General features: G+C 60.9%; 12 protein-coding genes and 1 pseudogene. 4 read left to right on the forward strand and 9 right to left on the reverse strand.

What is annotated here, in order from left to right:
• The first annotated feature begins 95 nt into the window (after positions 1-95).
• Positions 96-863, forward strand: coding sequence for a 23S rRNA (guanosine(2251)-2'-O)-methyltransferase RlmB (rlmB, locus tag B3V69_RS07265; protein WP_296445162.1), 768 nt, complete (start codon positions 96-98; stop codon positions 861-863).
• A gap of 12 nt (positions 864-875) precedes the next feature.
• Here the strand turns inward: rlmB and B3V69_RS07270 are convergent, their stop codons facing one another.
• From B3V69_RS07270 to B3V69_RS07290, 5 genes and pseudogenes are all read right to left on the reverse strand, one after another.
• Positions 876-1,472, reverse strand: coding sequence for a chromate transporter (locus B3V69_RS07270; RefSeq protein WP_296445164.1), 597 nt, complete (start codon positions 1,470-1,472; stop codon positions 876-878).
• Positions 1,469-2,068, reverse strand: a complete 600-nt coding sequence (locus B3V69_RS07275; protein WP_296445166.1) for a chromate transporter — start codon at positions 2,066-2,068, stop codon at positions 1,469-1,471. The genes B3V69_RS07270 and B3V69_RS07275 overlap by 4 nt, the downstream gene beginning before the upstream one ends.
• Positions 2,069-2,071: 3 nt before the next feature.
• On the reverse strand, positions 2,072-2,575 hold the full coding sequence (locus B3V69_RS07280; RefSeq protein WP_296445168.1) for a hypothetical protein: 504 nt from the start codon (positions 2,573-2,575) through the stop codon (positions 2,072-2,074).
• Positions 2,572-3,153: a hypothetical protein gene (locus B3V69_RS07285; protein WP_296445170.1), complete on the reverse strand. Its 582-nt coding sequence runs from the start codon at positions 3,151-3,153 to the stop codon at positions 2,572-2,574. Before B3V69_RS07285 ends, B3V69_RS07280 begins: the two co-directional genes overlap by 4 nt.
• A gap of 49 nt (positions 3,154-3,202) precedes the next feature.
• Positions 3,203-4,159: pseudogene (locus B3V69_RS07290) on the reverse strand (bifunctional helix-turn-helix transcriptional regulator/GNAT family N-acetyltransferase).
• Positions 4,160-4,267: 108 nt separating this feature from the next.
• Between B3V69_RS07290 and B3V69_RS07295 the strand changes: the two are divergent.
• Complete coding sequence (locus B3V69_RS07295; RefSeq protein ID WP_296445173.1) at positions 4,268-5,122, forward strand: SMP-30/gluconolactonase/LRE family protein; 855 nt, start codon at positions 4,268-4,270, stop codon at positions 5,120-5,122.
• A gap of 13 nt (positions 5,123-5,135) precedes the next feature.
• Here the strand turns inward: B3V69_RS07295 and B3V69_RS07300 are convergent, their stop codons facing one another.
• Positions 5,136-5,993, reverse strand: a complete 858-nt coding sequence (locus B3V69_RS07300) for an esterase/lipase family protein (protein ID WP_296445175.1) — start codon at positions 5,991-5,993, stop codon at positions 5,136-5,138.
• A gap of 191 nt (positions 5,994-6,184) precedes the next feature.
• Between B3V69_RS07300 and B3V69_RS07305 the strand changes: the two genes are divergently transcribed.
• Entirely contained in the window at positions 6,185-8,674 is a 2,490-nt protein-coding gene (locus B3V69_RS07305) for a GGDEF and EAL domain-containing protein (protein WP_296445177.1), read from the forward strand.
• Positions 8,671-8,919 carry a hypothetical protein gene (locus B3V69_RS07310; RefSeq protein ID WP_296445179.1) on the forward strand — a complete coding sequence of 83 codons (249 nt, stop codon included), beginning with the start codon at positions 8,671-8,673 and terminating at the stop codon, positions 8,917-8,919. Before B3V69_RS07305 ends, B3V69_RS07310 begins: the two co-directional genes overlap by 4 nt.
• A gap of 36 nt (positions 8,920-8,955) precedes the next feature.
• Here B3V69_RS07310 and B3V69_RS07315 read toward each other — a convergent pair whose 3' ends face one another.
• The 3 genes from B3V69_RS07315 to B3V69_RS07325 all read right to left on the reverse strand — a co-directional run.
• Positions 8,956-9,843, reverse strand: a complete 888-nt coding sequence (locus B3V69_RS07315) for an esterase/lipase family protein (protein ID WP_296445180.1) — start codon at positions 9,841-9,843, stop codon at positions 8,956-8,958.
• Between the two features lie 48 nt (positions 9,844-9,891).
• Entirely contained in the window at positions 9,892-12,051 is a 2,160-nt protein-coding gene (locus tag B3V69_RS07320; protein WP_296445183.1) for a 3-hydroxyacyl-CoA dehydrogenase NAD-binding domain-containing protein, read from the reverse strand.
• A gap of 65 nt (positions 12,052-12,116) precedes the next feature.
• Positions 12,117-12,869: acetyl-CoA C-acyltransferase (locus B3V69_RS07325; RefSeq protein ID WP_296445185.1), on the reverse strand; the 753-nt coding region annotated here is incomplete at its 5' end.

A 12,869-nucleotide genomic window follows, 5' to 3' on the forward strand; every position in this document is an offset into this window, starting at 1 on the left:
GTTGATGTTTAAGCCAATTTGAGCGCTAGCCCTCGTGCTTATTGCGCGAGCAGCTATGTTTTTAGTAGCGATCTAGAAGCCGCGATAATTGGCGCATGTCTTCATCCAAAGTTTTATTCGGCTTTCACGCCGTCGGCGTGCGTCTCAAAACCGCGCCCAAATCCATCATTGAGATTTATTTCGAGCCGACGCGCCGCGATGCGCGCATGCGCCAATTCCTTGAAAAAGCCAATGAGGTCGGCGCACGCCTGATCGAGGCCGATGGCATCCGTCTGGCCAAGCTGTGTGGCGGACACGGGCACCAGGGCGTAGCCGCGCGGGTGCAAGAGCTGGCCCAGGTGCATTCGCTGGACGAACTGCTGGAACAACTCGAAGCCACCCAGGCCCAATTGCCGCCAGCCGAGCGCGAAGCGCCGCTGATTCTGGTACTTGATGGCGTGACCGATCCGCACAATCTGGGCGCCTGCCTGCGGGTCGCCGACGGTGCCGGGGTGCACGCCGTGATCGCGCCCAAGGACCATGCCGCCGGCATCAACGCCACGGTCGCCAAGGTGGCCAGCGGCGCGGCCGAAACCGTGCCGTATTTCATGGTGACCAATCTGGCGCGTACCCTGAACGAACTCAAGGAGCGCAACATCTGGATCATCGGCACCAGCGACGTCGCAGCCAAAACGATTTACCAGGCCGACCTCAAAGGCCCGGTGGCACTGGTGCTGGGCGCGGAAGGCGACGGCATGCGCCAGCTCACCGCCAAGACCTGCGACGAGCTGGTCAGCATTCCCATGCGCGGCGCCGTGGAGAGCCTGAACGTGTCGGTGGCCAGCGGCGTGTGTTTGTATGAGGCCGTGCGCCAGCGCAGCTGACAACGAAAAACCCTAGACCCAACCCATCCACCCCAACAGCCCGCCAACCCCCAGCAACCACAGCAAATGCAAGCGGGTGCGCCACACCAGCACGGTACACGCCGCGGTCAGCAGCCACAAGGGCCAGTGTTGTACCGAGCTGCCTTGGCTGGTGGCAAGAATCCAGCCGGTCGCAATCAGCAGCGCAATCACGATCGGTGCCATACCTTGCTTGAAGGCGCGCACCGCTCGCAGCTCCCGGTTTTGATGGCCCCAGCGGGCCGCCGCGAAGGTGAGGGTGGTGCTGGGTAGCATGATGCCGATCATGGCGATGACGACGCCCAGCAAGGCATAGGCCCAGGCGACAAGGCCGCCGCCCATGCCGCCGCCGGCGTTCATGCCGACATTCCAGCCCAGCAGGGCGACAAACAACACGTTCGGCCCGGGTGCCGCCTGCGCCAGTGCGATGGAGGAGCTGAATTGGCCGTCGCTCAGCCAGTGCTGTTGATTTACCAGATAGCGGTGCATGTCGGGTGCCGTGGCGATGGCGCCACCGATGGCCAGCAAGGATAGCGACATGAAATGGGTCAGCAGTGCCAGCCAGTCGGCGCCCGTCAAGCTCAGACTCATTTGGCTGCTCCCAGCGCCTGCGCCCGGCCCAGTTGCCGGTAAGCCCAGTACCAGCCGAGCCCGCCAACGCTCAGCAGGACCCACGCCAGAGGCACCCGCAGCACCGCGATTGCTATAAAAGTAATAGCTGCTATCGCCCAGCAAACGGGGGCTCCCATTGCATTTGTCTTTAAAGCGTCAATGAGTTTGAGTCCGGTGGCGGCAATCAGGCCGGCCGCCACGGCGCCCAAGCCGCGCAGCGCGCCCTGAACGCCTGGCGAATCGGAAATGCCGGCAAAGATGGCCGCCAGCGCCAGCACGATCAGCATCGGAAAGGTCAGCATGCCAGCCAGCGCCACCAGCCCGCCGCGCAGGCCAAAGTAGCGGTCGCCAATCATCAGCGACAGGTTGACGACATTGGGGCCAGGCAGAATTTGCGCCACGGCCCAGTCTTCCACAAACTCCTCGCGCGTCAGCCATTTCTTTTTTTCCACCAGCTCGCGTTGCACCACGGCGAGCACGCCACCAAAGCCCTGCAGGGCGAGCCAGGTAAATGACCAGAACAGGTCAAGCAGGGAAACGGGACGTGATGAGTTAGGGTTTTGATGCTCAGACATGGCTTATTCGGTGTCGTCAGCGTGCGCCGGAGTGATGCTGTTGACGTTGGCCAGCAAGGCTTCCACCCGGTCCAGCCACGCTTGCAGGGCGTCTGGATGTTGGCCATCGGGCTCACGGTTCCAACGCCGCGTGGTCTGGCGAGCCAGCGAGCGCAATTGCCAGGCGGCTTCCTGCGCCACCAGTGTCAACTCCAATTGAAGAAAATTGTCTAGCGCGTCGCCCCCCAATTGCGCCAACTGCTGCGGTGCTGCGCCCACAGCGGCCAGCGTGCGACGCAATTGCGCAGCCTGTACAGCCCCGGCGGCCATGCTCTCCCGGCGCACTGCGCTCAGTTCCACGCGAAACTCGGCGTCGGCGGGCCAATCCGACAGGGCGGCATCGATCTCGATGAGTTGGCTCACAGGATCGGCCATCAATGCCAAGCCCTCGTTATGTCGCTCACCTTGCGGCCCCAGGTGCTGCACCACGTGCTCAAGTATCACCGCGTCATAGCGATGCCGGTTCATGCGCAGTTGTACCCACAGGCGCGATTCCGGCGCCTTGCGTCCCGGCGCCAACATGGCTCAAGATGCAGCTTTCCGATGTCGTGCAGCAATCCGGCGGCGGCGGCCATGCCGATGTCAAAGCGCGATGCACTGTGAACCAGCGTCATCCAGGATGCAAAGAGCGCCGTATAGATCGAGTGGTGAAAAAGTTCCGGGCGTACTTCGCAGGCCAGGGTGAGCTGAAATGCCATGGGGTCAGGCAATGGCATTTTTTCCAGCGCATCAAGTAGCATGCTGTGGGTTCTGACGTCGGCGCTGATCCGCGTAAAGAAAGGCACGTCGCGCATGGCTTGCTCCGCTTGCGCGCGCAACATCTGTCCGGTGACGGTGGGCGTGCTGGCCACCGAGTGCTCAATCGGTACCGTCAGCTTGTGCGCCATCAAGCGCTCGTACAAGCCGGCGTTGATCGCCACGCCTTTTTCCAGGATCTTCACACCACGATCATTGAAAATGGCCTGGGTTGTCACCACCGGACGCTTTTCACCCAGTTCGGTGACCGCCTTGGTAAAGTGCTGCGGGTCGGTGGCAATATCAGTCATGACACTGGTTTTACCAGATATCCGAGCGTCGGCGCCGTGGTAGTGGGATTCAAAGTTTCAGTTCCCAGGTCTCGCCGACCAAGTCTTGCCCGAAGCCGCGATAGGGCTCGCTTTTGACCAGTTTGAAGCCTTTCCTGGCATAAACGTCACATGCCATGCGCTGGCAGCTATTGGTCCACAACACCATTTTCTTGTAGCCCTTGTTGCGTGCAAAGGCAATGCACTCGTCAGTCAAGCGGGCGCCCAGCCCCAAGCTGCGGGCCTGGGGCGTCAGGATCAGCATGCGCAGTTGGGCCACGGTTTTTGATTTGCGCACCAGAAAAATCGAGCCCACCCGTTGACCATTCAACTCGGCCATCCAGCAGCGCTACCAGCCGGGCTGATGCTGCCGCACAAACTGCGCCACGATGTTCGCCACCAACGCCTCGAACTCGGCGTTCCATCCGTACTCGCGGGCATAGATTTCGCCGTGCTGCTGGATCACCCTGCCCATGTCCCCGGGCTGGGGGTCGCGTAGCAGCGCCACCAGGGTCTGGCCCTTGGGGCTGGCCGGGTCCAGCAGGCGTTGTACCCGTCCCATGGCGTCAATCAGCTGGTGTCGGTCGCTATCGGCAAGCGGCGCGAGCAGAGCGGCCGCTTCGTCGCGTGATTTCTGCTGCAAGGGTGCGAAAGCCTGGCGTCCGACGTTCGTCAACGCCAGCAGGCTTTGCCGCGCATCAGCGGGGGAGGGTACGCGGGCCAACCAGTTTTTGGTTTCAAAGCGGCGCAGGATGCGGCTCACATAACCGGCGTCCAGTCCTAGGTCATGGCCCAGTTCCGTGGCCGTGGGCTGGTCGCGATGCGCCAATTCATACAGCACGCGTACTTCGGTCAGCGACAGACCGCTCCCCAGATAGGGGTCCAGCACGCCAATGCGCCGGGTGTAGAAGCGATTGAAGCCGCGCACGGCCTGGATGTGCAGTTCGGCAGCAGAGGGTGGGTTGGAGTTTATGGTTGACAAGGTCACGAAATTGGTTGACTTTGTCAAATATGAAGCCAGGCTGTCAAACCCGTGACCGTGAACGCTCTGTTGTTGACTGTAGGATGCCGGAACCCCACTCCAATAAGGACATTCATGACAACTGAATCGATTCTCACGCCATTTCTCGATCAGCTGGCCTTTCCGGAGTCGCCGCGCTGGCACGATGGTGCGCTGTGGTTTTCTGATTTTTATACCCACAGCGTCAAGCGGGTGGGTATGGATGGCCGGGTTGAGACCGTGGTGGAGGTGCCGGGTCAACCATCGGGCTTGGGCTGGCTGCCTGACGGGCGGCTGCTGGTGGTGTCCATGACGGACCGGCGCCTGTTGCGGCTGGATCCGCAGGGTCTGACCGAGGTGGCAGACCTGTCGCATCTGGCGCCGTTTCATTGCAATGACATGGTGGTGGACGCGCTTGGCCGTGCCTACATCGGCAACTTCGGCTTTGACATTGCGGCGCGGCAAAAGCCCGTACCCACGGTTTTGATCATGGTGACCCCCGACGCCCAGGCGAGCGTGGTGGCCGACGACCTGCAGTTTCCCAATGGCAGCGTCATCACGCCCGACGGTCGCACGCTCATCGTGGCTGAAAGCTACGGTGCACGGTTGACGGCTTTTACCATTGGGGCGGATGGCACGCTCGGCGAGCGCCGCGTGTGGGCGCAACTACAAGGCGCCGCGCCGGATGGCATTTGCCTGGACGCGCAAGGTGCGGTGTGGGTGGCTTCACCCATCAGCCGCGAGGTGCTGCGCGTGCGCGAGGGTGGTGAAGTAACGCATCGGATTCCCACGTTGGGACAGGCCGTGGCCTGCATGCTGGGCGGGCCGCAACGCAAAACCCTGTTTGTGCTGACGGGCAAGGTGATGCTCACGCCGGAGCAGTCCCGCCTGGCCCTGTCAGGGATGATTTTCACGATGCCGGTGGACGTACCGGGCGTCGGCTTACCCTAGCGCTTTTCTTGATTCATGAGGTGCGCGCTTTGTCCTCCGCGCGCCTACGCCGATTGCGCTCTCTCGGATGATGGTCATCCGGCCCATAGAACCATCGCCCCAGACCACTGGCTTCGAACGGTTTCCAGTCATTTTCGGGCTGTGCCAGGCGATCTGCGATCAGGTACAAGGCGTTCGGGCTGCTGCCCATGCCGATGTGGCTGTTGCCGCGCAGGTTGATGCTCTCGCCTTCGGGTCGGCCCTCTTCGATAGAGCATTCCCACGCCACGACGCCATCGAGTTTGCTGTAGATCGACGTGGTCGGTACCGGTGGCTTGACGCGCATCTCCAGATGCTGGCTGAAATCCAGGTCTTCAAACCGGTCGCCGGACAGCCACTCGTACAGATGCGTGCCGGTGGACGCCAGCGGATGGCCGGTAAAGGGTGAGCCCAGGGTGATGACCTGGCGCACCCGGTCGGGATCAAACCTGGCCAGTTCACGGGCAAACACCCCGCCCAGGCTCTGTCCGATCACGCTGACTTTTTTTCCATGACGGTCGAAGATGAACTTCAGCCGCTGGCGCATCGACGCCGTACCTTCTTCTTTTTGCCCCAAGTTTCGTCCCAAGCCCCAAGGATAGGTGACATAACCGAGGCCATCCAGAAACTTGCGCAGCAAGGCGGTCGAACCGTCTGAAGCGCCCAGACCGGGAATCACCAGCACCGGGTGTCCATCGCCCCAGGGTGCCAGCAGTTGCAGCGGCTTGAAGCCGAGCATACCGGCCCAGAATTCCCAAAACGCACGATGCTCGAAGGCCAATAGCCACATGGACGGCGCGTCAATATCCGGAAATTGCGTTAATGACGCCTTTAAGCGTTTTATTCGCGACATGAGTACATCCCTTCCCGTATGCTTAGCGGTTAGTCTTTGGCTTGTTGAATTGGTTCACTTAGTTATGTCGTATTTCCCGGTGCCTGAAGCGTGAAGCCCTGACCATTGTTTTGCTGCTGCATGGCAGGGCACTAGAATTCTTCAGCTGCCTCTTGCGCCAGCGTTGTCTTTGGGAACTGTGAATGGAAATGATGAAAACCGACGAATCAGACCCCCTGGATATGGAATCGCGCCGACTGGAAACGTGGTACTTGCTGCTCGGTGAGCTGTCCCACTGCCTTTGGTTTGACGGCGATCTAGCCGAAATGTTACGCGGATTTTGCCGGATTTTGGTAGAAAAGGCGGGTTATCTGAGCGCGGAAGTCGAGCTTGACCTCGGTGACAAATCGGAAATTTATCGCGCCCGAGCCGAGCAGTTCAACGCCGGTGCCGCCATGCGGCATTTGGCGCTGCCGCTGGCGCGCTATGGTTTGCCGCTGGCCGAATTGCGCGTCAGCGCGGCCTTCGATTTGGCTGAGGGACACGAAGCGCACCGCATCCTCGTTCGCCTGGCACGCGAACTGGCCGAAGCCATCCATGCCCTGTCAACCCCGCACGATCACCATGATTTGCAGGACAGCGTGGAAATGCTGGTCTTGTCGGTGCAGCAAAGTCCTTTCTCTGTCGTGATCACCAATGTGGCAGGCGAGCTGGAGTACTGCAACGACAGCTTCTGCAAAGCGTCGGGATACGCACTGGAGGAGGTTCTGGGAACGCATGTCTTGTGGAAATCCGGCGCGCCAGGCAGCGAACAGGTTCGAAGGGCGCTGACGGTGCTGGGTGTCGGCGAACATTGGCAAGGGGAGGTGTTGAGCTGGTGCCGCGACGGCAGCTCGTATTGGGAACGCCAGATCGTCAGCCCCTTGTGCAATAAAGAGGGCCGCATCATCCACTGGGTCGCGATCAAGCAGGACATCTCTCAAAGCCAGTCCCAGCTGAAGGACGCCGAACAAGCCCTGTTGTTGCGCGAGCAGGCGCTGGTCTCCAGCAGCAACGGCATCATGATCACGCGCAGCGACGAGAACGATCATTCCATCGTCTATGTCAACCCGGCTTTCGAGCGCATTACCGGCTATAGCGCGCAGGAAGTGATCGGGCGCGAGGGCCGGTTCCTGGTGCGCGATGATCTGGCCCAACCCGACCTCGAAGAGATCCGCGCCGCCCTGCGTGAAAGACGCGAAGGCCAGGCGCTGCTGCGCAATTACCGAAAGGATGGCACGCAATTCTGGAACGAGTTGCATATCTCGCCGGTGAAAGATGCCTCTGGCGCCGCCACGACGCATTTCGTCAGCGTGATCAACGACGTCAGCGAGCGCCTCAACTACCAGAAAGAGCTGGAATATCAGGCCACGCATGACGGCCTGACCGGCCTGGCCAATCGCAATTTGCTGAACGACCGCATCAAGCAAGCGATTGCCTGGGCCAAGCGCAGTGATTTGTCGGTGGGCCTGATGCTGCTGGATCTGGATCACTTCAAGCTGATCAACGATGCCTCCGGCCATGGTGCCGGCGACGAAATGCTGAAGCAGGTCGCGCAACGCCTGAACGGTTGCGTGCGCGAGACCGATACCGTGGCCCGCTTGGGGGGTGATGAATTCGTGCTCATCCTGACCGATCTGCCCGAAACCGGCGACGTCGACGTGGTCGCCGAAAAGGTGCTGAAAGCCTTGGCGCGACCGTTCGAAATCGGTGGCCACGAAGTGTTCGTCACGGCCAGCATCGGCATTTCGCTCTACCCGCGCGATGGCGATCACGGTGAAATCCTGCTGCGCTACGCCGATATTGCCATGTACCGCGTCAAGGAGCATGGGCGCAACAGTGTGCGCCAGTTCATGCCGGAAATGGGCGTGACCGCGATCAGCCGCATGAACATGGAAGGCGCCATGCGGCGCGGCCTGGAGCGCGGCGAATTCATCCTGCACTACCAGCCCAAGATCGACCTCGCGAGTGAACGCATCGTTGGCGCCGAGGCGCTGGTGCGCTGGCAACATCCGCAGATAGGCATGATCCATCCGATCGAATTCATCCCCTTGGCGGAAGAGTCGGGCCTGATCCTGCCCCTGGGTGAATGGGTACTGGCTGAAGCCTGCCGTCAGCAAGTGGCCTGGCAAAGCGAAGGCTTGAGCGGCTTGAAGATTGCGATCAACATGTCATCGCGCCAGTTCCGGCAAGAAGACCTGGCCGAACGCGTGGCATCCATCTTTGAGAATACCGGCGTCGATCCGACGAACGTGACGCTGGAGCTGACCGAAAGCATGGTGATGCAGGACGTCAGCAGCACGCTGGTCGCTTTGCGCGCCTTGAAGAGTCTCGGGGTGTCGATCTCGCTCGACGATTTCGGCACGGGCTATTCCAGCCTGTCGTATTTGCGCCGTTTTCCGATTGACGAGTTGAAGATAGACAAGTCCTTCATCAACGATATTCACGACAACGCGGACGATGCCGCCATCGCCAGCGCGATCATCGCCATGGCGATCAGCCTCGGCCTGAACGTCGTGGCCGAAGGCGTCGAGAGAAAAGAACAAGTTGACCTGCTGCTGAAAATGCGGTGCGGTCAAGTGCAGGGCTATTATTTTGGAAGACCTCTGGATGTGCCAGGGTTCACGGCCCGCTTCCGCGAACATCAGGCGAAACAACGATGAGCAAATTACTTTGGCGTTCCGGCTCGGTGGCCGAACTGTCGCAATTGCTGACGCAGGGAACGCTGGAAACCTCAACCGAGATCAGTGGCTCAACGGTCTACCACCTGACCCACGACGGCCAGGACAAAGTTGCGATCTCGCTGCCCGACGGGAAAGCACTGTTCATTGAGTCCACCGGTGGCCGCAAACCCCGCAGACGAAGGGCCGAATCGGTGCCAGCGGTTGAGCCGACCCAGACAAGCTGAATCGGGAAAGCGCGTTGCCCTGCAGAGGCTGCAATTTCAAGTTGTCCCTGATAGCTGTGACAGTACCCAAGCGATGACCGGCTTGTTCAGACACATTTGGACATGCCCTATTCCTTCAAAAACAATCGGCTCCACACCGTGCAGCGCTTGCTCACGTTGCGGGTAGACGATGTTGTCGTGGGGCGTGATGGCGATGCGCATCAGCGCACGGGTGGCGTCTGACTCGCCCAACGCGAGTTCTTCGAGCCAGGGGCTGCGCCAGTTCATTTGCTGGCCGTTTTGGGCGCGGGTGTTGCGAACAATCTGCGTGCCGGCATGGGGCGTACCCAAGGTCAGCACGCTGGCCACCCTTTGCGTCCCGTGGGCCCGCATCCAGGCGCGGATGGCCAGTCCACCCATGCTGTGCCCGACCAATGCCACCTGGGTGGCGCCGGTCTGCCGACAGAGTTCGGCAACGGCTGTCTCGATGATGGGTGTGTAGCGGTCAATGGACGTGAACAGCGGTTCCAGATCAACGGCAAACACCGCATGCCCATCGGCACGCAGGGCATTGGCCATGTCGTCCCAGATGCGGTGGTTGCATAGGTAGCCGTGCACCAGCACGACGGGGATTTTCGCCGCTGAGCCGGTGGCGGGCAGGAAACCGGGAGCGGTCGTGGTCCAAGGCAGCCTGAGTAGGAAAATTTGAAATTCCGTTACCAACTCTCCGAGCACCGAACGCCACCACAGGGCAGACGTTTCGGGTGACCTGGATTTGAGGGCGCTAACGACAACGATCAAAGTCATGGTTAACAGCGGCCATGACGCTGCCATGACCCACGGGCTCCATTTCGGCCAACCCAGGGTGGCGCTGAGCAGGTAGCCCAGCCCGGCCCCGAGCAAAAGCTGCGCCAATAGCATGCGTCGGAGTAGTTTTGCCAACATGGTATTCCTACGCTTTCAGCACGTTCAAGGCCTTGCGCCTGTAACTGTTCAATAGACCGGTTGGTAGCGCCGGATGGCCGCTTTCACTTCCTCCGTCAGGGCGAAGCCCTGGCCAAACTGTTGCGCCAGTTCAGCGGCTCGTTTTTCAAAATTGTCGATGCCCATGCCGTAGATGAACTGCATGGCGCCACCGGTCCAGGCCGGAAAGCCAATGCCGAAGATGGAGCCGATGTTGGCATCATGCACGGTGGTGAGCACGTTCTCGCTCAGACAGCGTGCGGTCTCGACCGCCTGACGATAAAGCAGTCGGTCTTTCAGGTCGGTGATGTTCCAGGGGGCGTCGGTTTTTTCAAACAGGGGCTTGAGCTGTGGCCACAGGAATTTTTTGACGCCTTTCTCTGTGGGATATTCGTAGAAGCCGCCGCCACCGGCGCGACCGGGCCGCTTGTGCAGGCGCACCATGTCGGCTACCAGCAGCTCGCCGGGGCTGGCGACATAGGTTTTGCCCTCGGCCTCGAAGTCGGCGCGCGTTTGTTCCATCACATGCAGGCTCAGGGTCAGCGCCGTCTCGTCCAGCACGGCCAGCGGCCCGACTGGCATGCCGCACTGGATGCCGGCGTTTTCAATGGCTGCGCCCGGAATGCCTTCACCCAGCATGGCCACACCTTCCATGACGAAGGTGCCAAACACGCGACTGGTAAAGAAGCCGCGCGAGTCGTTCACCACGATCGGGATCTTGCCGATGGCCTGCACGTAGTCAAAGGCACGGGCCACGGTTTCGTCGTCGGTTTTTTGACCGCGAATGATCTCCACCAGCTTCATCTTGTCCACCGGGCTGAAGAAATGGATGCCGATGAATTTCTCGGGTGCGGCACTGGCCGCAGCCAGACCGCCGATCGGCAAGGTGGAGGTGTTGGATGCAAAGAAGCCACCGGGCGCCAGCAAGGGCTCGGCTTCTTGGGTGACCCGGGCCTTGAGCTCGCGGTTTTCAAACACCGCCTCGATGATCAGGTCGCAACCCGCCAGGTCCGCCACTTGGTCGGTGGCGAGAATGAGCTCCAGCACCTGCTTTTGGTCGTCCGCGCTCATGCGGCCTTTGTCCACGCGCGCTTGTGTGAGTTTGGCGCTGTAGGCCTTGCCCGCCGCCGCCTTTTCCTGGCTGACGTCCTTGAGCACGGTGGCGATGCCCTTGCTGGCCTGCGCGAAGGCAATCCCTGCGCCCATCATGCCGGCACCAAGCAAACCGACCTTGGCGGGTTTGAAGCGCGGCGATTGAGAAGGTCGCGACTGCCCGCTCTTGATGGCATTGAGATTGAAGAAAAAAGTGTTGATCATGGCGCGGGCGTTGATGCCGGTCATGAGCTTGACGAGGTAGCGGCTCTCGATCCGCAGGGCAGTGGGCAGGTCCACTTGCAGCCCTTCCACCATGCAGGCCATGATGGCCTCAGGCGCGGGGTACAGGCCGCGTGTCTGCTTCTTGATCATGGCGGGAGCCACCACCAGCATGTTGGCGACTGCCGGATTGGAGGGCAGGCCGCCTGGGACCTTGTAGCCCTTGGCCTCCCACGGGTGCTCCGCGCTGGGGTGGGCGGCAATCCAGGCCAGGGCGCTGGCCCGCATCTGGTCGGCTGCGTTGTCCGACGGTGTCACCAGTTCATGCACCAGTCCCAAACCTTTCGCCTCCTTCGGCGAGAAGAGTTTCCCTTCCACCAGGTAGGGCTGCGCGCCCATCAGGCCGAGGTGGCGCGTCATCTTGGTGATACCGCTGGCGCCTGGCAGCAGGCCCAGCGTCACTTCGGGCAGGCCGAACTGGATCTTGCGGTCATCCACCGCGATGCGGTAGTGGCCGATCAGTGCGACTTCCCAGCCGCCGCCCAAGGCCGTGCCGTTGAGGCAGCTGACCACCGGCTTGCCCAGGGTCTCAAGAGTGCGGAAGTTCTTCTTGACCAGTTCAATCCCGGTAAAGATGGCGCCCGCGTCCGAAGCTTGAACGCGCATGACGCCCTTGAGGTCGGCGCCAGCAAAAAAAGTGGTTTTGGCCGAGGCCAGGATGATGCCCTTGATGGCGTCCTTGTCCTTGAGCACTTGCTCGGTCAAGGTCGACAGGTCTTCCTGCCATTGCAGGCACATGGTGTTGACGGGCGAGTTGGGCTCGTCAAAGGTGATGGTGGCAATTGAGTCTTGCAGTTCGTATTTGATGGTTTTCATGGGTGTTTTGCTATGAAATTAGGAGCGTATTGCGCAATGAATACGAGGGCTATGGCCTGATTTCGTTAAATTCTTTCAACAATGGTGGCAATCCCCATGCCGCCGCCCACGCACAACGTCGCCATGCCGTAGCGCAGATTGCGGCGGTGCAGCTCGTCAATCAGGGTGCTCAGGATCATGGCGCCCGTGGCGCCCAGCGGGTGGCCCATGGCAATGGCGCCACCATTGACGTTGACCTTCTCAAACGGCACTTTCATCTCTTTCATGAAGCGCATCACCACCGCGGCAAAGGCCTCGTTCACTTCAAACAGGTCAATCTGGTCAATCGTCAGACCGGCCTTGGCCAAGGCCTTGCGGGCCGCGGGCATGGGGCCGGTCAGCATGATGGTGGGGTCGGCGCCGCTCAGGGCCGCCGACACAATGCGGGCGCGCGGCGTGAAGCCGTGGGTCTTGCCAGCGGCCTCGGAGCCAATCAACACCGCGGCAGCCCCATCGACGATGCCGGACGAATTGCCGGCATGGTGCACGTGGTTGATGCGCTCCACCTGTGGGTAGCGCGTGAGGGCAATCTGATCAAAGCCCATGCCGCCCATTTGCTCGAAGGCTGATTTGAGTGAGCCGAGTCCTTCCAGCGTGGTCTGCGGCTTGATGAATTCGTCCTGCGCCAGAATGACCTGGCCCAGGAAGTCTGTCACGGGAACCACCGAACGGTCAAAGTAGCCACTGGCTCTAGCGTGGGTGGCGCGCTTTTGCGATTCCAGCGCAAACGCATCCACGTCCTGGCGCGAAAAGCCTTCCAGCGTGGCAATCAGGTCGGC

Source organism: Rhodoferax sp. UBA5149 (assembly GCF_002413825.1).
Lineage (GTDB): Bacteria > Pseudomonadota > Gammaproteobacteria > Burkholderiales > Burkholderiaceae_C > Rhodoferax.